General features: G+C 72.6%; 21 protein-coding genes and 1 pseudogene. 11 read left to right on the top strand and 11 right to left on the bottom strand.

Annotated elements, in window-relative coordinates; translation table 11 throughout:
* Nucleotides 1-314 precede the first annotated feature (314 nt).
* Nucleotides 315-1,385 (top strand): annotated as a pseudogene (locus HUT12_RS33130) (M28 family peptidase); the annotation flags it as partial.
* 182 nt (nt 1,386-1,567) lie between these two features.
* On the opposite strand, the gene HUT12_RS06675 reads toward HUT12_RS33130, so the two are convergent.
* Genes HUT12_RS06675 through HUT12_RS06685 form a run of 3 tightly spaced genes read right to left on the bottom strand, consistent with a single transcriptional unit; the run spans nt 1,568 to nt 3,983 of the window.
* Nucleotides 1,568-2,269: a hypothetical protein gene (locus HUT12_RS06675; protein ID WP_176092834.1), complete on the bottom strand. Its 702-nt coding sequence runs from the start codon at nt 2,267-2,269 to the stop codon at nt 1,568-1,570.
* A complete protein-coding gene (locus HUT12_RS06680) occupies nt 2,266-3,057 on the bottom strand; it encodes an ABC transporter permease (RefSeq protein ID WP_131054257.1) in 792 nt (263 codons plus the stop codon). Before HUT12_RS06680 ends, HUT12_RS06675 begins: the two co-directional genes overlap by 4 nt.
* Complete coding sequence (locus HUT12_RS06685; RefSeq protein WP_176092835.1) at nt 3,054-3,983, bottom strand: ABC transporter ATP-binding protein; 930 nt, start codon at nt 3,981-3,983, stop codon at nt 3,054-3,056. Before HUT12_RS06685 ends, HUT12_RS06680 begins: the two co-directional genes overlap by 4 nt.
* Before the next feature lie 133 nt (nt 3,984-4,116).
* Between HUT12_RS06685 and HUT12_RS06690 the strand changes: the two genes are divergently transcribed.
* The 3 genes from HUT12_RS06690 (at nt 4,117) to HUT12_RS32705 (ending at nt 6,715) form a co-directional block, all read left to right on the top strand.
* Complete coding sequence (locus tag HUT12_RS06690) at nt 4,117-5,355, top strand: sensor histidine kinase (RefSeq protein ID WP_176092836.1); 1,239 nt, start codon at nt 4,117-4,119, stop codon at nt 5,353-5,355.
* Nucleotides 5,356-5,447: 92 nt separating this feature from the next.
* The gene (locus tag HUT12_RS06695) at nt 5,448-6,047 is read left to right on the top strand and encodes a response regulator transcription factor (RefSeq protein WP_254877030.1); all 600 of its coding nucleotides are present in this window, start codon (nt 5,448-5,450) and stop codon (nt 6,045-6,047) included.
* 338 nt (nt 6,048-6,385) lie between these two features.
* Nucleotides 6,386-6,715, top strand: coding sequence for a hypothetical protein (locus HUT12_RS32705; protein ID WP_254876737.1), 330 nt, complete (start codon nt 6,386-6,388; stop codon nt 6,713-6,715).
* A 76-nt stretch (nt 6,716-6,791) separates the two neighbouring features.
* Here the strand turns inward: HUT12_RS32705 and HUT12_RS33135 are convergent, their stop codons facing one another.
* Entirely contained in the window at nt 6,792-7,580 is a 789-nt protein-coding gene (locus HUT12_RS33135; RefSeq protein WP_176092838.1) for a M15 family metallopeptidase, read from the bottom strand.
* 303 nt (nt 7,581-7,883) lie between these two features.
* Here HUT12_RS33135 and HUT12_RS06710 point away from each other — a divergent pair, with 303 nt between their 5' ends.
* Together HUT12_RS06710 and HUT12_RS06715 are read left to right on the top strand one after the other, a co-directional pair.
* The gene (locus tag HUT12_RS06710; RefSeq protein ID WP_131055281.1) at nt 7,884-8,513 is read left to right on the top strand and encodes a DUF6642 family protein; all 630 of its coding nucleotides are present in this window, start codon (nt 7,884-7,886) and stop codon (nt 8,511-8,513) included.
* Nucleotides 8,514-8,532: 19 nt separating this feature from the next.
* Complete coding sequence (locus HUT12_RS06715; RefSeq protein WP_131055279.1) at nt 8,533-8,997, top strand: PPOX class F420-dependent oxidoreductase; 465 nt, start codon at nt 8,533-8,535, stop codon at nt 8,995-8,997.
* 52 nt (nt 8,998-9,049) lie between these two features.
* Here the strand turns inward: HUT12_RS06715 and HUT12_RS06720 are convergent, their stop codons facing one another.
* The 3 genes from HUT12_RS06720 to HUT12_RS06730 form a co-directional block, all read right to left on the bottom strand.
* Nucleotides 9,050-10,411, bottom strand: a complete 1,362-nt coding sequence (locus HUT12_RS06720; RefSeq protein ID WP_131055277.1) for a M28 family peptidase — start codon at nt 10,409-10,411, stop codon at nt 9,050-9,052.
* 180 nt (nt 10,412-10,591) lie between these two features.
* The gene (locus tag HUT12_RS06725) at nt 10,592-11,233 is read right to left on the bottom strand and encodes an NAD(P)-dependent oxidoreductase (protein ID WP_131055275.1); all 642 of its coding nucleotides are present in this window, start codon (nt 11,231-11,233) and stop codon (nt 10,592-10,594) included.
* Between the two features lie 101 nt (nt 11,234-11,334).
* Nucleotides 11,335-12,567 carry a serine hydrolase gene (locus HUT12_RS06730; RefSeq protein ID WP_176092839.1) on the bottom strand — a complete coding sequence of 411 codons (1,233 nt, stop codon included), beginning with the start codon at nt 12,565-12,567 and terminating at the stop codon, nt 11,335-11,337.
* Between the two features lie 73 nt (nt 12,568-12,640).
* Here HUT12_RS06730 and HUT12_RS06735 point away from each other — a divergent pair, with 73 nt between their 5' ends.
* The 5 genes from HUT12_RS06735 (at nt 12,641) to HUT12_RS06755 (ending at nt 15,874) form a co-directional block, all read left to right on the top strand.
* Nucleotides 12,641-13,237 carry a pentapeptide repeat-containing protein gene (locus tag HUT12_RS06735; RefSeq protein ID WP_131055272.1) on the top strand — a complete coding sequence of 199 codons (597 nt, stop codon included), beginning with the start codon at nt 12,641-12,643 and terminating at the stop codon, nt 13,235-13,237.
* A gap of 131 nt (nt 13,238-13,368) precedes the next feature.
* Nucleotides 13,369-14,331 (top strand): hypothetical protein, encoded by a 963-nt coding sequence (locus HUT12_RS06740; RefSeq protein WP_176092840.1) that lies wholly within the window; start codon nt 13,369-13,371, stop codon nt 14,329-14,331.
* A 62-nt stretch (nt 14,332-14,393) separates the two neighbouring features.
* Nucleotides 14,394-14,831 (top strand): nitroreductase family deazaflavin-dependent oxidoreductase, encoded by a 438-nt coding sequence (locus HUT12_RS06745; RefSeq protein ID WP_131057061.1) that lies wholly within the window; start codon nt 14,394-14,396, stop codon nt 14,829-14,831.
* 104 nt (nt 14,832-14,935) lie between these two features.
* Complete coding sequence (locus HUT12_RS06750; RefSeq protein WP_131057063.1) at nt 14,936-15,265, top strand: hypothetical protein; 330 nt, start codon at nt 14,936-14,938, stop codon at nt 15,263-15,265.
* A 327-nt stretch (nt 15,266-15,592) separates the two neighbouring features.
* Entirely contained in the window at nt 15,593-15,874 is a 282-nt protein-coding gene (locus tag HUT12_RS06755) for an adhesin (protein WP_131057065.1), read from the top strand.
* Between the two features lie 8 nt (nt 15,875-15,882).
* Here the strand turns inward: HUT12_RS06755 and HUT12_RS06760 are convergent, their stop codons facing one another.
* The 4 genes from HUT12_RS06760 to HUT12_RS06775 all read right to left on the bottom strand — a co-directional run bounded on the left by HUT12_RS06760 (nt 15,883) and on the right by HUT12_RS06775 (nt 19,750).
* On the bottom strand, nt 15,883-16,956 hold the full coding sequence (locus tag HUT12_RS06760; protein ID WP_176092841.1) for a beta family protein: 1,074 nt from the start codon (nt 16,954-16,956) through the stop codon (nt 15,883-15,885).
* 170 nt (nt 16,957-17,126) lie between these two features.
* Nucleotides 17,127-17,681 carry a PepSY domain-containing protein gene (locus tag HUT12_RS06765; protein WP_176092842.1) on the bottom strand — a complete coding sequence of 185 codons (555 nt, stop codon included), beginning with the start codon at nt 17,679-17,681 and terminating at the stop codon, nt 17,127-17,129.
* Between the two features lie 90 nt (nt 17,682-17,771).
* Nucleotides 17,772-19,058 carry a HAMP domain-containing sensor histidine kinase gene (locus HUT12_RS06770; protein WP_176092843.1) on the bottom strand — a complete coding sequence of 429 codons (1,287 nt, stop codon included), beginning with the start codon at nt 19,056-19,058 and terminating at the stop codon, nt 17,772-17,774.
* Nucleotides 19,055-19,750 carry a response regulator transcription factor gene (locus HUT12_RS06775; protein WP_176092844.1) on the bottom strand — a complete coding sequence of 232 codons (696 nt, stop codon included), beginning with the start codon at nt 19,748-19,750 and terminating at the stop codon, nt 19,055-19,057. Before HUT12_RS06775 ends, HUT12_RS06770 begins: the two co-directional genes overlap by 4 nt.
* Between the last annotated feature and the right edge of the window lie 2 nt (nt 19,751-19,752).

A 19,752-nucleotide genomic window follows, 5' to 3' on the forward strand; every position in this document is an offset into this window, starting at 1 on the left:
TCAAGAAGCTCACCAAGGCGGTGACGGTCAAGGGCGTCATCACACACCTCGACCGGTTCCAGGCCATCGCCGACGCCAACGACGGCACCCGTGCCTCCGGTACGCCGGGCTACGACGCGAGCGCCGACTACGTGGCGAAGCTGCTCAAGAAGGCCGGCTACCAGGTCACCCGCCAGCAGTTCGACTTCGCTTTCTATGAGGAGTTCGGCTCCTCGTTCGCCCAGGTGGCGCCGAACGCGACCGACTACGCCGAGGGCGTCGACTACGAGCTGATGGACTACTCCGGCGACGGGGTGGGCCAGGGCCAGGTCGTCGCGGTGGACCTCAGCCTGACGCCGCCGCGCGCCTCCACGTCCGGCTGCGAGGCCAGCGACTTCGCCACCGTCGACGTGGTCGGCAAGATCGCTCTGATGCAGCGCGGCACCTGCGGGTTCGGCGACAAGGTGGCCAACGCCGAGGCCGCTGGCGCGGTCGGCGCGATCGTGATGAACCAGGGCAACGGTACGCCGGAGGCCAACCCGGACCGCTACGACCTGTTCGCCGGCACCCTCGGTGCACCGGTCGGCATCCCGGCCGTCAGCGTCTCGTACGACGCCGGGGCGCAGTTCGCGGCGACGGCGGGTCTGGTCCTGCGGATCGAGGCCGACACCACCTCGGAGGTCCGCAGCACCGAGAACGTCTTCGCGCAGACCCGGCACGGCCGCACCGACAACGTCGTCATGGCTGGCGCGCACCTCGACTCGGACCCGGCCGGGCCGGGCTACAACGACAACGGCACCGGCAGCGCCGCGCTGCTGGAGGTGGCCCTCCAGATGGCGAAGGTCAAGCCGGCCAACGCGGTCCGGTTCGCCTGGTGGGGCGCGGAGGAGGCGGGCCTGGTCGGCTCGCAGTACTACGTGGACAGCCTGACCGAGCAGCAGGTCGGCGACATCGCCCTCTACCTCAACTTCGACATGATCGGGTCGCCGAACTACGTGTTCGGGGTCTACGACGGTGACGACTCGGCGCAGCAGGGTGCCGGACCGGGGCCGGAGGGGTCGGCACAGATCGAGCAGGTGTTCGAGAGGTTCTTCGCCTCCCGCAAGCTGCCGACCGTGCCGTCGGACTTCACCGGTCGCTCGGACTACGGCGCGTTCATCGCCGTCGACATCCCGGCCGGTGGCCTGTTCACCGGCGCGGAGGGCATCAAGACGGCCGAGGAGGCCGCCCTCTTCGGCGGGCTGGCGGGGGAGGCGTACGACCCCTGCTACCACCAGGCGTGCGACAGCCTGACGCCGGTCGCCGACGGTGCCGACCCGGCGTTGTACCGCGCCCTGAACAAGAAGTACAAGCTCCGGGGCAACGTCAACGTGCACGCGCTGGACGTCAACTCCGACGCGATCGCCGCCTCGGTGATCACGTTCGCGTACGACACCTCGGCCGTGAACGGTGTGCCGGGCAAGACGCCCGGCAAGGGGAAGGGCAAGGGCAAGGGGCACGGCCCCAAGCACGGACACCACCACCATGGGCACTCCTGGCGGTGACGCCGACCGGGCCGGGCTCCTCCGTGGGGCCCGGCCCACACCGCTCACTGCCCGGGCACGGCCGAGCGGGTCAGCCGCCAGTGCTGCCGTCCGCCCTCGTCCCGGACGACCACGCCGTAGCGGGCCAGTTCGGTCCGCAGCTCGCCGGCCTCTTTGCCCCGGTCGTCGTCCATCGCCTTCTGCCGGGCTTTCAGCAGCGCGTCCGCGCCCGGCGGCAGGCCGGGCAACTCGGGCACCCAGAGCCGGTACGCGGCCCGGTGCGGGTCATCGTCCGCCCAGGGCCAGCCGTGCTCCCGGAACGCCCCGGCCAGGTCGGCGCCCGAAAGGTCGGAGCGCTGCCGGAGGAGTTCCTCGTCGTCTGCGCCGAGCAGCACCAGCTCCTTGCCGTCCCGGTAAGCCACCTGGGCGTCCCGCCGGGCGAACTCCCGCTCCTTGCCGCCGCGCCGTACGCGTACCCGGTCCACCGCCACCTCGACGACGACCCGATCGGCGGCCCCGAGAGCACCGAACACCAGCCCGGCCAGGACGCCGACCGCCACCCCGGCCGCCAGAGCCTGCTGGTCGGGCATGCGGTCGACCATGCGGAACAGCCCCTGCGCGGGGGCCCAGGACAGACCGGCCACCCAGCCCGCCCCGGCCGCCAGCGCCGCCCCCACGGCACCGCCCGCCAGCGGGAACCCGACCCAGAGCACCAGCGTCTCCAGCCGACCCCCGCTGACCACGGTCGGCCTGCCGTACGCCGTCACGCCACCTCCCGACGCGTCGTCCGCACCAACCCGACGACCATGGGTAGGACCAGCCACACCAGCAGGGAGACCGCGAGCCGGGCCCACTGCCCGGCGGTCACCTCCGGGGTGAACAGCGGCCCCATGGTGCGCCCGGTGTCCAACCACTCGGCGCTGCGGTTCAGCGGCCGGATCAGCCCGCCGAGGATCATCCAGACGTTCGGCAGCACCAGGTAGGAGACGATGGCCAGCGGCGTGTGCAGGAACAACAGGCCGAAGGCGGCGCCCATCAGAACACAGGACACCTGGAACACGACGGCGTGCAGGACCAACGCACCCTCGATTCGCCAGGTCCCGGCGCCGCCGGTGGCGTCGGCGATCAGGTTCGCCACGGCCGCCACGGCGAGACTGACCACCACCGACGCCAGGGCGGCCAGCACCACCGCGACGAGTTTGGCGATGATCACCCGGCCTCGGCGGGGTACCAGGGCGAAGGTGGTCAATGCCGTCCGCTGCGACCACTCGCTGGTGATCGAGAGGATGCCCAGCACCGGCAGCAGCAACCCGATCGGCAGCAGCGACGGGATGAAGAAGTCGACGAAGGTCTGCTCGGCGTCCTCCGCGTACACCAGTTGGATGGTGGCGATCAGGGCGGCGATCAGCGCGATGGTGATCAACAGCCAGCGTCCGGCCCGGGTGTCGACGAGCTTGCGCAGCTCCACCCGGGTCAGCCGGGTCAGTGACGGTGCCCGCTCGGCCGCCCGGCTGGCCGGCCGGGTGTCCTCGGGGGCGACGGTGGTGGTGGTCATCGGACGGGCTCCCTGGTCGGCTCGGTGGCGCTGGTCGCGGCGGTCTGTGATCCGCCGGTCGCGGTGAGGGTGAGGAAGAGCTGCTCCAGGCCGCCGCTCCCGGCCGGGCGCAGCTCGGTCAGGGCGACGCCGGCTGTCAGCGCGGCCTCGCCGACCGCGTCGGTGTCGGCGCGGACCACCAGCCCGTCGGTGCCCTCGCTGATCGGCAGGCCGGCGCGTTCCAGCGCGGTCCGCAGCGCGCCCCGGTCGCGGGCGCGCACCAGCGTGCCGCCGTCGGCCAGCAACTCCTCCTTGTCGCCCTGCGCCACGACCCGGCCGCCCCCGATCACCACCAGCCGGTCCGCCACCGCCTCGACCTCACGCAGCAGGTGGGAGGAGAGCAGGACGGTGCCGCCCCGGTCGGCGAAGTCGCGCAGCAGGCCGCGCATCCAGAAGATCCCCTCCGGGTCGAGGCCGTTGGCCGGCTCGTCCAGGACCAGCACCCGGGGGTCGCCCAGCAGCGCGTGCGCGAGGCCGAGCCGCTGACGCATCCCCAGCGAGTACGCGCCCACCCGCCGCCGGGCCGCGACCGCGTTCAGGCCCACCCGGTCGAGCACCTCTCCCACCGCGCGCCGGTCCACGCCCATCGTGGCCGCGGCCACCGCCAGTGCCTCCCGGCCGCTGCGTCCGGCGTGCTGGGCGGAGGCGTCCAGCAGGACACCGACGACGCGACCCGGGTTGGGCAGTCGGCGGTAGGGGTGCCCGGCGACGGTGGCGGTGCCGGAGGTCGGTGTGCTCAGCCCGCAGAGCATCCGCATCGTGGTCGACTTGCCGGCCCCGTTGGGCCCGAGGAAGCCGGTGACCGTGCCCGGTTCGCAGCGGAACGACACGTCATCGACGGCGGTGTGCCGTCCGTACCGTTTGGTGAGCTGGTCTACGACAATCATGCCGATCAGGCTGCCGGGGCCACCCGGCTGTCCGCAGCGGCCGCCGGTCGACACCGGCTAGACCAAGGTCGACCCCGAAGGACCGACTTTGGTCGCTGGCCGGAGCCCTCGACGACTGCCTACCATGACGTCTGTGACCAGCCCTGTCGTCCCCGAGCACCCGTGGCTGCTGCCCGGGGCGCTCGGTGGGGCCGACCGTAGCCCCCGTCGCACCATGCGGGACTGGCTGATCGACAGCACCTGCTTCCTGCTCTCGCTCGGCTGGGTGGTGCTGACCACGTTCGACGCCCTCACGCCGGCCCCGATCGTCGCCGAGCGGCTGCCGTACGGCTGGATGATCGTCGCGGACGCGGTCGTCGGGCTGGCCTGCACGGTGGCGCTCTGGTGGCGTCGTCGCTGGCCGCTCGGGCTTCTGCTGGTGACGTTGCCGCTGACCATGCTCTCGGTCACCTCGATCGCGGCGCTGCTGATCATCTACTTCACCGTGGTGGTGCATCTGCGGACCGCCGTGGCGTTGGCGGTCACCGCGGCCGCGCTGGTCTGCAACATGTTCTTCGCCCTGTTCCGCCCCGACCCGCAGAGCAGCTACTGGGCCGCGACCATCTGGGGCGTGGTGATCACCCTGCTGGTGATGGCCTGGGCGATGTTCGTACGGGCGCGTCGGCAACTGGTGCTGTCGCTGCGGGAGCGCGCCGAGCGGGCGGAGGCCGAGCAGCAGCTCCGGGTGGCCCAGGCCCAGCAGGTGGAGCGCACCCGGATCGCCCGCGAGATGCACGACGTGCTGGCCCACCGGATCTCCCTGCTCAGCCTGCACGCCGGTGCGCTGGAGTTCCGGCCCGACGCCAGCCCGGAGGAGGTCTCGCGGGCCGCCGGGGTGATCCGGGGCAGCGCGCACGCCGCCTTGCAGGACCTGCGTGAGGTGATCGGCGTCCTGCGGGCCGACACGTCGCTCACCGCCGAGCCGGAACGCCCGCAACCCACCCTCGACGACCTGCCCGCGCTGGTCGCCGAGTCCCGGGCCGCCGGTACCCGGGTGGACCTGCGGGACCGGGTCAGCGACCCGGAGCGGCTGCCCGCCGGTCTGGGGCGCAGCGTCTACCGGATCGTGCAGGAGGGGCTGACCAACGCCCGCAAGCACGCCGGGGGTGCGGCCGTGACGGTCGGGCTCAGCGGGGCGCCCGGCGACGGGCTGGCCGTGGAGATCCGCAACCGGTGGCCGGTGGGTGACGCCGTGCCGTCGATCCCGGGTACCGGAACCGGGCTGATCGGGGTCGCCGAGCGGGTCACCCTGGCGGGTGGGCGGTTGGAGCACGGCCGTGACGACAGCGGCGACTTCCGGCTCGCCGCCTGGCTGCCCTGGCCGGCGTCGTGACCGGACCCGAGCAGGCGCTGCCGGTGGCGGACCCGCAGCCGATCCGGCTCCTGATCGTGGACGACGACGCGCTGGTGCGCGCCGGGCTGTCGATGATCCTCGGCGGTACGCCCGACCTGGAGGTGGTCGGGGAGGCGGCCGACGGCGGCGAGGTGGTCCAGGCGGTCGCCATCTGCCGGCCGGACGTGGTGCTGATGGACATCCGGATGCCGAGGGTGGACGGGCTGGCGGCCACCGAGGCGCTGCGGGCGCTGCCCCGACCGCCGGAGGTACTCGTGCTGACCACCTTCGACGCCGACGAGCACGTCCTGCGGGCGCTGCGGGCCGGTGCCGGCGGATTCCTGCTCAAGGACACCCCGCCGGCCCAGATCGTGCAGGCGGTACGCCGGGTGGCGGCCGGGGAGGCGACCCTGTCACCGACGGTCACCCGGACCCTCATCACGCACGTCACGGTGGGCACCGCGAGCGATCCCCGACAGGAGCGGGCCACCCGGCTGCTCGGCGGTCTCACCGACCGGGAACGCGCGGTGGCGATGGCCATCGGTCAGGGGCGGACGAACGCCGAGATCGCCAGCGAGCTGTTCATGAGCGTCGCCACCGTCAAGGCGTACGTCTCGCGGCTGTTGACCCGGCTCGGTCTGAACAACCGGGTGCAGGTCGCGCTCCTCGTGCACGACGCCGGGCTGGTCTGACCGGGGCCGGCGGCGACGGTCGGCACTCTCGGTTAACGGTGCGCCGAGCCGGTTTGAACTTTCCCGCTCGCCAGGCCGTATCAATGGGCGAGGTGCGGTGCTCAGGCGCATCGCCACCGAACTGCGGGAGGCCTGCCGTGCGAGTTGATGGTCAGTCGACGGATCCCATCGATCAGATTCTGGGCGAGTTGCCGGTCCCGACGCCGTTGACCCCCGAGGATGTCCGCGTAGCGGTCCGGGCGGTAGTAGTGCACGCGGCGGAGGAATGGCCCACCGGGCCACTCTGCCGCAACGACGGCGCGAGGTTCCCCTGCCGGCTGCATCGCTGGGGTCGGAAGGTGCTGCTCGACCACGGGCTCAACGAACGACAGCTCGATGCCCTCATCCGGCACGGGAATCCGTTCGTCCACGTACCGTTCCCGTTCCTGGTGAACGGGCCGCAACAGGGCCGCACTCCGGTCGCCCGCCCGGCCGGTGCCGAGCGGTCCGCCGGTCACCCGATGCGTGCGGGCGCGGCCGGATATCCGCCGAGGACGAACCCGGCCGGTTACCCGGCCCGGGGTCCGGTGCCGAGGGTGGCAGCGCCGGCCGCCCGGGCCGGTGTCCGAACCCCCGGCCGGCCGGTGGCACCCCCCGCCACCGCGCCGCGCTGGCCGCGGGCGAGCTGAGCGGGCTCGTCCGCCGACACGACGCCGGCCCGGGCGTACGGGCATCCCCCCGCCCAGCCCGGGCCGGCGTCGCGACTCAGCGGTAGCCGGGTGCGATCCCGCAGTCGGGTGCCGCCCAGTACGTGTTGTTCGTGCTGTTGTCGCGGTTGTTCTCGCGGCGTGAGTCCACGTGCACGTGCGAGTTGTGGCCACTCACCCCGGGGCCGATGATGCCGCTGAAGCCGTGGTTGCGCGCGGCGCGAGCGATCTGGCACAGCGAGCGGTTGTCGGAGACGAGGTCGGCCGCGTTGCCGTAGAGGTGCTGGCTGTTCGACGCACCACCCACCTGGCTGTTGCAGGTGCGGCTGCGGAATCCGCTGGTCACCTCCAGCGGCTGGTCGCCGAGGCCCTTGCGCAGCGCCTCCAGCTTCCACATCGTGCGCAGGGCGTTCTGCCGGGTCTGCGCGGTGGTCAGCGGACCACCGGTCCAGCCGCCCCGGCCACAGCCGTCGTCCATCTCGTTCCAGGTGAAGTGGCGCGGGGTGCAGTCGTTGTCCTGGATCTGGTACAGCTTCGCGAAGGTCTGCTGGCCGGCGACCCCGTCGGACCGTAGTCCGTACGCGGACTGGAAACGGCGTACGGCGGCAGCGGTCTTCGGGCCGTACTGGCCGTCGAGCTCCACCACGTTGTTGTTGCCCGCCCAACCGGCGATCCGCAGTTGCAGCTCGCGGACGTCGCTGCCCGAGCTGCCCCGGGACAGCGTGCGGTTCCAGGTGTAGCAGCCGTCGGCATGGGCCGGCGGCGCGGCGACCGCCGAGGCGATCGCGGCACCTGGCACGGCCAGGGCGAGGGCGAGGACAGCCCGCTTCATCAGATGTGCGCGCACAGAGAGTCCTCCTGCTAGGAGAGCGAATGGGGTGGCATTCCGGGACGTGGACCGCCGTCCCGTGAATCCACACTCGCACCTCGACGGCCGGTTGGTGACGGTTAACGCGAATTCCTCTCGGGATGACCTGTGATTGTCGGTTGGCCCGGAATTAATCCGATTCCACGGAATCGGGCATTCACCCTGGCCATGCCGCAAAGGCGCGTGGCGGTACGGAAAGTCGCAGGTGACCGCAGGACGGGTGATGTCGCCGGGCCGAGGTGGCCCGGTAACCTCAGCGCGGGCGACGACGGGGAGGCGGGCGTGGCACGCGGAGGCATCTTCTGCGTCGAGGGCCAGTGGCACCGGGACCTCAACGAGCGGGGATCGGTGCTGCCCACCCTCGAACTGCTCGAACGGCTGGGCAAGGTCCGTTTCATCCACAAGGACGCGGCCACCCGGGACGAGCTGTTCTACTTCGTCGACCGCTGGCTGCTCAAGCAGTACGCCGACCACCGGCTCGGCTTCTTCGCCATGCACGGCGAGCCGAACCGGCTGTGCCTGACCGACTGGCAGTCGGTCGAGCTGACCGAGGTGGCGGAGTTGATGGCCGGGCGCTGCGAGGGGCGCCGGCTCTACTTCGGCAGTTGTTCGGTCCTGCGCGCCCCCGAGTCGGTGCTGCGGGAGTTCCTCGAGGTGACCGGCGCGGCGTTGATCTGCGGCTTCACCCGCGAGGTGGACTGGGTCGAGTCGGCGGCGTTCGAGACCGTGCTGCTCGACGTACTCGCCAACGGTCGGCGGCACAACGCCGCCGAGCTGCGGATGGGCTCGGCGCACTGGGCGCCGCTCGCCTCCTACCTCGGCTTTCGGGTGATCTACGCCAACGGCCGCGCCTGGCGACCCTCGGCGCGTCCCCGGGTGCCCCGCCAGTCGTCCGTGGGCCGGATCGGCTGACGACTGGTACAAACGAACGATGCCACGCACGATCGCTCGTAACACCCGCGTCGACCGCGACGACCTGCTCGCCTTCGTCCGCCCCCGGCACCGGGTGGTGCTGATGACCACCCGTCCGGACGGTCGGCCGCAGTCCTCGCCGGTCAGCGCCGGGGTGGACGCCGACGGCCGACTGGTGATCTCCACCTATCCGGAACGCGCGAAAGTCTCCAACATCCGCCGCGACCCCCGGGTGTCGGCGTGTGTGCTCTCCGACGACTGGAACGGACCCTGGGTGCAGCTCGACGGCACCGCCGAGGTCCTCGACCTGCCCGACGCCCTGGAGCCGCTGGTGGAGTACTTCCGCAGCATCTCCGGGGAACACCCGGACTGGGACGACTACCGGGCGGCGATGGTGCGGCAGGGCAAGTCGCTGATCCGGGTGACCATCACCTCGTGGGGCCCGGTCGCCACCGGCGGTTTCCCGGCCCGACTGGCCGACTGACGACGGGCGGGGCACGGCTCCCGCCGTGCCCCGCCCGCCCCGGTGGTGGGTGTCAGTGTCCGGCCGTCGCGTACGTCGCGCAGCCGATCAGCTCCATTGACACCTGCAACCGCTCCAGGCTGATGTTCTTGGCGATGGTGTCCTCCGGGCTGTGGTACGGCGGCTCCAGCAGCGCCGGAGACTCCTCACCCCGCCAGGAGAAGTTGGCGCTGGCGATGCCGACCTCCTGGAACGACTGGTGGTCACTGGCGCCGCGCTGGGTCACCGGGGAGATCTGTGGCTGGTAGCCGAGCCGCAGCGCCGCGGCGGAGACCTCGTCGGTGGCCCGGTTGGCCTCGCCGGTGAAGGAGAGCAGCCAGTACCGCGTCGCCGGGTCCCAGCTCGTGGCGACCATGTCGTTCTGGTAGACGGCGAGGATCCGGTCCCGCTCCACCTGCGGCAGCTCCCGCACGTAGTAGCGCGAGCCGATCAGGCCCTGCTCCTCCGAGCCCCAGAGGCCGAACCGGACCGTGGCGTTGATCGGGATCGCCTTCAGCACCCGGGCCAGTTCCAGGCAGAGCACGGTGCCGGAGCCGTCGTCGTTGGCGCCCGGCGCGCCGATCACCGAGTCGTAGTGCGCGCTGACCATGACCACCGGGCCGTTCGCGCCGGACCGCCCACGCCGCTCGGCCAGCACGTTGTACGAGGTCAGGCCGCGGTGCGCGGTGGTGGCGACGGTGAGGGTGAGCGGTCCGGCGGCGAGCAGCGCCCGCAGCCGGTGCTTCTGCGCCTGGGCGACGCCGACCACCGGGATGCCCAGCGGCGTGGCGGCGGAGCCGGGCAGGGTGGGCGAGAACGCCGACGCGCGGCGCGGCTCGACCAGGTCGGCCGGGAGGAAGACCACACCGGCCGCACCGGCGGCCACCGCCCGCGCCGCCACCGCCTCCCGTTGGGCGGCGACGTAGTCCACCAGCACGATCTTGCCGGCGACGTCGGCGGTGAAGTCCGCCGCCGCACCGGCCCGCACGTCGACGACCGCGGCGGTGACCGAGGTGTCCAGGGCGGCGTGGGCGCTGGCCCCGACCTGCCAGTTCAGGTCGGTGGGCAGGCCGGCGGGGGAGCTGAGCTGGGCGAGGAACTTGTCGGCCACCGGAAACGGTTGCAGCGTGGTGTCGTACCGCAGCTTGTCGAACTGGCCCGCGAGGTAGTTCGCGGCCCGGCGCTCGGACTCGGTGCCGCCGATGCGCGGGCCGATGTCCTCGGAGAGCACCTTCAGGTGTTCCAGCGCCCGGCGGGGGGAGAGCTGAGCGATGACCTTGCGGTCCTGGGGGGTGAGCTTGGGCGGGCGGTGTGCGCCCGGCCGCTTGTCGTCGGCGGCCCAGGCCGGTGCCGGGAGTGCCACGGTGGCCGCCCCGCCGAGTGCGACGGTGAGCATGCGTCGACGGTTGAACACAGTGGAGCTGGACGATTCGTGCGAGGGTGTCACGGCGTCGTCGAGGGATGACAAGAGCAAGCCTCCTGATTCGAGGTACGGACCCGGGAGTCAGGGGTGAACATCCCGGGTCACTGCGGCTCGAATCTAACCCGCTAGCTGCTCGTTCTCAAGATCGAGGAATTAGTATGCGGCAGTGAACCGCATATTCCGGAAACGCGGGCTCTCGATTTCGTCGACCACCGCGACCGCCAGATCCTCGTAGCTGAGCGCGCTGCGGCCATCGTCGTCGGTCACTGGCTGCTCGGTGCCGGTGCGGTACCGTCCGGTGCGCTCGCCGGGATGGAACTCCAGCGGCGGCGGGGACAGGTAGGTCCAGGTGACACCGTCGGCAGCGGACCGGTAGACGTCCAGCGCGTCGGCCTGGCCGAGCGCGGCCTCCCGGTAGTCGGCGGGGAAGTCCGGCTCGTCGAGCAACCGGCCCCCGGTCGGAGTGAGCAGGGTGGACCCGCCGCCGACGTGGATCACGCGGGGCGCGGCCGGCATCCCGCCCAGCACGTGGAGCAGCGTCCGGGCCGCGTCCGGCCACAGCGTACGGTCGCCACCACCGATCGCCACCACCAGCGCGTCGGCGTCCGGCGCCAACTCCCGTACGCTGCGCTCGCTGGTGGCGTCCCCGGTGACCACGCGTACGGCCGGTGGCAGGTACGAGACGGCCTCCGGTCGGCGTACCGCGGCCACCACCCGGTGTCCCCGGTCGACCGCCTCCACCACGATGCGGGAACCCGCGGTGCCGCCCGCCCCGAACACGACGATGTTGCTCACCACCCCAGGCTATGGACCGGGCCCGGGGTGCGTCGGTGGAACGGCGATCCTTCAGTCCACCAGGGCGGATGGTCCTTCAGTCCACCAGTGCGGATGGTCCTTCAATCCACCAGGGCGGAGTAGACGAGCTGCCTCAGCTGCGCGCGCAGCGGCCAGGTGCTCGACGGCATGAGCTGGGTGAACAGCAGGGCGGTGAGCTGCTCCGCCGGGTCGACCAGGAACGCGGTGCTGGCCACCCCGCCCCAGTAGTACTCGCCCACGCTGCTCGGCAGCCGGCTCGGCACCGGGTCGTCGACCACCGCGAAGCCGAGGCCGAACCCGATGCCGTCCAGCGTCGTCTCGGCGAACCCGCCGGTGGACAGCATGCCCAGGTCACCGCCGCCGGGCAGGTGGTTGCGGGTCATCAGGCGCACCGTACGCGGGCCGAGCAGGCGTACCCCGTCGAGCTCGCCGCCGCGCAGCAGCATCTGGGTGAACCGGTGGTAGTCGGCGGCCGACGAGATCAGGCCACCGCCGCCGGAGAGGAGACTCGGCTTCGCGTACGCCAGGTCGCCGAGCCGGTCGTGCCGGACCGCCCGACCGGTGGTCGGGTCCGGCACGTAGAGCGCGGCCAGCCGCTCGGCGTCGGCCCCCGCCACGTGCCAGCGGGTGTCGGTCATGCCCAGCGGATCCAGCATCCGTTCGCGCAGGAAGGTGTCCAGGCTCTGCCCGGAGACCACCTCGATCAGCCGGCCCAGCACGTCGGTGGCGACCGAGTAGCCCCACGCGGTGCCGGGCTGGAACAGCAGTGGCAGCTCACCGAAGACCCGGGAGGCCTCGGCCAGGTCCACGCCCGACGGCGGGTACAGGTCGTACCCGGCGGCCCGGTACAGGCCGTCGACCACCGAGGTCTGCATGAAGCCGTACGTCAGCCCGGAGGTGTGACTGAGCAGGTGCCAGACCCGGATCGGCTCGATCGCCGGCACCGTGTACGGCTTCAGCGTCGAGCCCTTCGAGTAGACCCGCATGTCGGCGAACTCGGGCAGCCAGCGGCCGATCTCGTCGGTCAGCTCGAAACGGCCCTCCTCCCAGAGCATCATCGCCGCCACCGAGGTGATCGGCTTGCTCATGGAGTAGATCCGCCAGAGCGTGTCCGCCTCGACCGGCGTACCGGCCTCGCGGTCGCGCAGCCCGTACGCCGCACTGTGCGCGATCTCGCCGTGCCGGGTGACCAGGACCTGGAAACCGGCGAGCCGGCCGTCGTCGACGTACCGGCCGAAGTGCGCGTCGATCCGGGCCAGCCGGGCCGGGTCGAAACCGACCTCGGCCGGCGCGATGCTGCGTGCCATGCTCATCCGACCGAACCTACCGGCCGGTACGCGGGCCGGGAACGAAAGGTCGTCGGTGTCACTGGCTAGGCTCCGCCTCATGCCGGAGCCGATCGAGGGCGTCACCTTCCACGACGAGGACTGGTACGCCGAGGAGCTGACCGACCGGCGTTTCGTCGGGTGCACCTTCCACCGCGTCGACCTGACCGAGGCCACCAGCCGGGGTGCCGTCTTCGACGGCTGCACCTTCGGCGACGTGCTGTTCAACGTCTCCCGGCACGTCGACTCGGCCTTCACCCGGTGCGTCTTCACCCGCTGCAACCTGTTCGAGGCGGAGTTCACCGGCTGCAAGTTCGTGGGCAGCAGCTTCGACCGGTGCGATCTGCGTCCGCTGACCGTCGACGGCGGCGACTGGTCGTTCGTCACGCTCGCCGGCGCCGACCTGCGGGGCGCGCGCCTCACCGGCGTACGCATGCGGGAGGCCGACCTCTCCGGTGCCGACCTGACCGGCGCGACCGTGAGTGGCGGCGACCTCTCCGACGTGCAGTGGCGCGGAGCCCGGCTGTCCGGTGCGGACCTGCGCGGCAGTGACCTCTCCGGTCTGGATCCGACCGCCGTGCACCGCTCCGGCGCGATCGTCGACGCGGTGCAGGCCGTCATGATGGCCCGCGCCCTCGGCTTCCAGGTCCTCGGCTGAGCCGTCCGTGGCGACGAACCGGCCACGACGCCGCACTAGCGCGCCGGGTGTCGGTGATGCGAATGTGAGACGGCCCCGCGTCCGGGTCGAGCGTGCCGGCGTGATTCCGGTCCGGCAGAAGTGGAGAGTCGGTGGCGGAGGAGAAGCCCGCGCAGTCGGTCGGGCCGGCGTCGCACCGCACCCGGGCGGGCCGCCGCCGCGCGGAATCGGCCCGACCCTCGCCACCGACAGCGCCACCGTCGGCCGAAGGGGAGACCCGGGCAGCCGCCCGACGGCTCGCCCGCGCCCGGCGACGTCGGCGCACCACGGTGGAGGCGGTCGCCGCCCTCGCCGGTCTGCTGGCCCTCGTCGGCTACGTCAACTGGTGGTCGGAGCCGGTGCCGGACGACCAGCCGGACCCGGACGGCCTGCCGGCGGTGGTCGGGCGTCCGGCGCTGCCCAGCGCCACCGCCGACGCCGACGCCATGCCGGGCCTGCGACCGCGCGAGCGCAGTCCGAGCCCCTCGCCGAGTGCCGTCGTGGTGCCCACGCCCGCCCCGCCGGCCGCGCCGCCGACGCTGACGCTCGGCCGGGCCGACATCCCGGCGACGGTGGACCTGACCGAGGCGGGCCGCCGCGACTGGCTGCACTGGGGCCTCGGCGGCACCACCAGCCCGGTACGCAAGCGCGACGGCTCCGCCTCCCTGCGTGACCTGGGCGGACAGGGCGACCGGGACAGCTGGGACGGCAACCAGGAACTGTTCCGGTGGCGCGACGGAGCGCCGGTGAACTCGGCCGGCGACGTCGCGGACGGGGTCTACACCTGCGGTGCGGGCAACGGTTTCCGGCTCGCCGTCGTCGCCGACGGTCAGCCGCGTACCGCCACCGTCTATCTCGGCGTCTGGATGGCCCGCGGTCGGCTCGACATACGCGTGGGTGACGACGGGCCACGCCGGACGCTGCGTCTGGAGGAGCGGCACACCAGTCTCTCCTCGGGCGTGACGGTCCGGTTCGAGGCGCCGCAGGGCACCCGTGTCCTGCTCACCTGGACGGTGGAGGAGACGTTCACACCGCACTGCGGCAACGTCGGCCTCCAGGCCGTCGCACTGCGCTGACCTGCCCCCGGCACGGTTCTCCAGTAGCGTGGTCGGTGACCGATCATGATCGAGGAGGACCGATGACGTCGGGCGAGAAGGTAGTGGACAGCCCCACCGACTGGGTGGCCGAGCACATCGACAGGTACGTCGAGACCGACGGTGCCGAGGGACACGAGTGGCAGCCGGGCGTGTTCACGTTGCTGCTGACCACCCGGGGCCGGCGCAGCGGCGCCCTCCGCCGGACCGCGTTGATCTACCGGCGGCACGGCGACGCGTACGTGGTGGTCGCCTCCCAGGGCGGCGCTCCCCGACACCCCGCCTGGTATCTGAACCTGCTCGCGGACCCGGAGGCCCAGGTCCAGGTCGCGGCCGAGCGCTTCACCGCACGGGCCCGCACCGCCACGGCCGAGGAGAAGGCCCGGCTCTGGCCGGACATGGTCGCCGTCTGGCCGGCGTACGACGACTACCAGACCAAGACCGACCGGGACATCCCCGTGGTGTTGCTGGAACGCCTCTGACGGCAGCCGTACCCGCCGTCGGGCAGTTTGTCCGTCGGGTCGCCTCCACCGGACCGTACCGTCCTGCTGTCCGGGTTCGACTGTCCTGTGTGGAGGCCAGGCTGATGAGCAGCAGCAGTACCCTCCGTCCGTCCCCGCCCACCGGCGAGCCGGTCGGAACGGCGTTGCGGGAGATCCCGCTGCCGCCGTACGTGACCGCCGAGGACGCCCAGTTCGCCGTCCGTGCCGTCGTGGTGCACGCGCCCCGAAGATGGTCCGGCGGCACAGTCTGTCGCAACGACGCCAGCCCGCACCCGTGTCGGCTGCACCGCTGGGGCACCCGCGTGCTGGCGCTGCGCGGCCTGCGTGACTCCGAGATCGCCGCCCTCATCGAACGCGGCGATCCCGCCGCTCCCGTCCCCCCGCCCAAGATGCAAGGAAGGGCCCCCTCCTAACGCCTGCGGTATAGCAAGGGTCCCCTCCTAACATCAGGGAAACCTCGTCGGGTACCCGTTCGCAGAGCTTTCACACCCGGTTAATCAATCGACGGTGGTCTACTTGACGGATGCCTCCAGAGCGGGCACCGTGGGCAGTGGAGGGGCCTTGAGCTGCCCCGATGCGGCGGTGGGCGACCGCTGCCCGGCGAGCCGCGCCGGGTGTGGTCGGCCTGGAAAGGCCGCCAAATCCGTACCCGGTGTGCGGGCCGAGTGCCGGTCCGCTCACGGACTGGCCGGCAGTGTGCCTCCGGCACCGGGAGTCGAGAACCCACGAGGAGTCCCGCCATGCTCACGATGACCGACAACGCCGTCCTGGTGATCCGTGATCTCGCCAACCAGCAGGACGTGGCCGAGGGCGGTGGGGTACGCATCGCCGCGGACACCACCGCCGGATCGCTCACCGTCGAGCTGGTCGCCGCGCCGGTCGCGGGTGATCAGGTGGTCGACAACCAGGGCGCCCGCATCTTCCTCGACTCCGACGCCGCCGACCTGCTCGGCGACGCCGCGGTCGACGCGACCGTCGACGACGAAGGCGTGGTGCAGTTCGGGTTCACCGAGCAGCAGTAGCCGCAGGCTCAGCCCGCGCGGCGGTGCTCCCCGCCACGGGGCCGTGGGGGCGGGACGGGCCCCGGGGGCCGGGCTCCACCACCGCTGGTACGTCCCAGTGTGGCCAGCACGTGTGCCAGGTGGTGCGAGGTGCTCCAGGCCACCCAGTTGGTCGCCGACCCGGCTCCGGCGACCCGACGCGCCCGGCGCACGATCTCGTGGTCGCCCCAGGAGAAGCCGGCGCCCGTCGACGGCCAGTGCGGCGCGGACACCAGTTCACGGCAGAGGTCGGCGACCCGCTCGTCGCCGCGCCGACCCCGCCGCGACCACCGGTAGAGCCACCACGCGTCAACGTCGGTGTAGCGGACCGTCGGCAGCCGGTCGGCCGGTTCCGCGCCGGGCGCGGCGGAGGCGACGCCGTAGTCACCGAACCCCACCCCGAGGTCGGCCAGCCGCCGCCAGAGCAGCCAGTCCCAACGGTCCAGCCGGACCGGTTCGTCGGTGGGCAGTCGGGCCAGTGCCGGGGGCATCCCGCCCGCCACCACGGTGACCGTGCGCCACGCGTGCCGTCGGGCCCAGTCCCGCGCCCGGCGTACCCGGGGCTCCGTCGTGCGGATGTCCGCCGGGCAGCACACGTCACCGCAGTCGAGCACCAGGTCGCACTGCTCGGGGGCCAGTCGCGCGTACCGCCAGATCCGTTCCACGGCGGTCGTGGCGGCGTCGGGTCCGGCCCGGTCCAGGCGGATCCGCAGGCGCACCACGGCCCGGCCGCAGTACGCCCGGGCGGTGACCCCGTGCGCCGCAAGCCGCTGGTCACCGTCGGTCAGACCGATCACCGGCACCAGCGGTACGCCCCATCGCAGCGGCTCGGCACCGGCCGGATCGGGCAGCGCGCCCACGTCGACGGCCGGGATCAGCCCCGGCGGCAACCGGTTCACGGCTTCCACGATGGATCTGTCGAGTTCGGACACGTGCAGGATCGGGGCGATCAGCGGGGCGAGGGCGTCGTCGAGGTGGCCGAGCGCGTCCAGTTCGCCCCGCCGTGCGGGGAGGACGGGACGGTAGACCGGTTCCGTCGCCCAGCCCCGGTGGGCGGGCACCATAATTAAATGTAGCCAGGTGATTACCCAGCTCACAGGGCATGCAGCCGGAAATTCGGCGGAACTCTGTCAGCTCCGCGACTGTCATCGCGGGGCACCGACAGCGCGACACCCCGGGCGGCGGGTGCCGCTCCGGGGTGTCCATCGGCCGTCACCGGCCCGCTGCCGACCGGTCAGTCGTCGTCGCGGTCGTCATCGTCATCGTCATCGTCATCGTCGTCGTCGCGGTCGTCGTCGCCGTCGTACCGCTCCTTCTCGGCCTTGAGCACCTCGCCGGTCTCCCGGTCGACGTCGATCTCGTGCTCGACGTCGCCGTTGACGATCTCGACCTCCCAGACCGGGCGCTTGTTCTCCCGGTCCCGGTCGATCTCGGTGATCCGACCGCCGCCGGCGTGCGCCAGGGCGATCTCACCGGCCCGCTCGCGGCTCACCTTGTCGGCGGGGTCCGGCGTGCCGGTGCCGGCCGGCGGGGTGGCCGTGGTCGGGTCGGCGGGCGGGGCCACGGTGCCGGGGTCGGTCGGCGGGGCGACCGTGCCCGGGTCAGCCGGGGGCGTGACCGCGTCGGGAGCGGCCGGGGTGGTCTCCTCCGGCGCGGCGGTCGCCGCGGTCAGCGTGGTCTGCCGCGCGCGGTCGGTGTCGGCCGCCGTGACGCCCAGGAAGATCCCGGCCGCCGCGAGGACCGCCGCGGCGCCGCCGACCGACGCCAGGATCAGGGGGTTGCGCTTCATTGGTGCCACCTCTCCTCGGTTGATGCACACAGCATCTGTCGCGGCGGGATAGCGGCGCGCTGTCCGAACACTAAGGCCGGGTTAAAAGCGCTAGGGACCGGTCGCGGCGATCTTCGGCGTGCCCAGGACGAGCACCACCTCGGCGCCGCCACCGGGACGTTCGCCCAGTTCCAGCCGGCCGCCGCTGGCCTGGGCGGCCCGGCGGGCGATGTCCAGCCCCAGGCCGGTCGACCCGGCCTGGCTGGCTCCGCGCCGAACCGACTCGGCGGCGATGCCGGGGCCCTCGTCGGCCACCGCCAGCACCACCCGGTCGCCGTCGGGAGCGAGTCGCACGGCGAAGGCGGTGCCGTCGGGGGTGTGCGCGAAGACGTTGCCGAGCAGCGCGTCCACCGCCGCCGCCAGCTCGTCGACGGGGACGCCGACCGGCAGCGGGCCGGGTGCCAGGTCGAGGTCGACCGCTCGGCCGGTCTCCTCGGCCAGCACCGACCAGAAGGCCACCCGCTCGGTCACCGTCGCCACGGCGTCGGTGACCACCGCACCGTCGGCGGGCGTACGCCAGCGGGCCTGCCGGATCAGACCGGTGACCGCCCGTTCCAGCCCGTCCACCGCACCGGCGATCCGGGCGGCGTCCTGCGGATCGGTCAGCGACTCGGCCTCCAGCCGCAGCGCGGTCAGCGGGGTCCGCAACCGGTGGGACAGGTCGGCCACCTGCTCGCGTTCCTGCACCAGCAGTTCCTGGATCCGTCCGGCCAGGTGGTTGAGGGCACCACCCACCTCGCGCAGCTCCGCCGGCCCGGACGGCTCGACCCGCGCGTCCAGTTCGGCGTTGGCCAGCCGGTGCGACACCGCCGACAGCTCACCGATCGGGCGGACCAGGGTGCGGGCCAGCCGGTCGGCCACCGCGAGACCGATCAGCACCAGCAGCAGTCCGAGCAGGGAGAGCACCAGCCAGGCCCGGTCCACCCCGTGGGTCAGCTCGGCCTCGGAGACGAAGGTGCGGATGACCGCGGTGCCGTCCGTACGGCCCTGTACCGCGATCACCACCTCGCGGCCCTCCGGCGTCTCGGCCGTCAGGCTCTGCCCCCGGGCGGCCAGCTCGACGGCGGGCGTCCGCGGTGCCGGCGCGCCGAGCTGTTCGCCGTCGGGGAGGAAGACACTGACCGGGCGGCCGGACTGGACGAGTTGGTCGACGGTCAGCCGGACGGTCTCGGAGTCGGCGGTGCCGACCACCGGGGCGAGACCCTGCACGTCGGCGGTGGCCCGTGCGGTCGCCCGGTCCTCGGCGGAGGTCCGCAGCAGCAGCGCCAGCGGCACCAGGAAGGCGATCACGATGAGCACGCTGACGGCGGTGACCAGCAGTGCCAGGCGCGCCCTCATCGTGGTGCCTCGGGCGAGACCAGCCGGACCCCCACCCCGCGTACGGTGTGCAGGTAACGCGGCTGCTGGGCGCTCTCGCCGAGTTTGCGACGCAGCCAGGACAGGTGCACGTCCACGGTCTTGTCCGCCCCGCCGTACGGGATCTGCCACACCTCGGTGAGCAGCTCCCGTTTCGTCACCACCTCACCGACCCGGCCGGCCAGGTGCCGCAGCAGGTCGAACTCGCGCGGCGTCAACTCGACCGGCGTGCCGTCCAGGCTGACCTGCCGTGCCCGGGGGTCGATCCGCAGCCCACCGACGACCATGGTCGGGTCCTCCTCGGCCGGTCCGCCCGGCCCGCGTCGCAGCACCGCGCGGACCCTCGCGTCGAGTTGGGCGGCGGTGAACGGCTTGACCACGTAGTCGTCGGCCCCGGCGTCGAGGACCCGGACGACCTCCGTCTCGTCGTCGCGGGCGGTCGCGACGATGACCGGCACCGCGCTGACCGCGCGCAGCATCCGGAGCAGCTCGCGGCCGTCCAGGTCGGGCAGCCCGAGGTCGAGCACGACCAGGTCGGGGCGGTCGTCGAGCGCGTCGCGGAGCCCGGCCATCGCGGTGGACGCCGCCGCCACCGCGTGTCCCCGTTCGCGCAGCGCCCGCACCAGCGGGTTGCGGATGGTCAGGTCGTCCTCGATGAGCAGCAGGCGGGCCACAG

Origin of the sequence: Verrucosispora sp. NA02020 (assembly GCF_013364215.1) — a bacterium.
In the GTDB taxonomy this organism is placed as follows: Bacteria; Actinomycetota; Actinomycetes; order Mycobacteriales; family Micromonosporaceae; genus Micromonospora.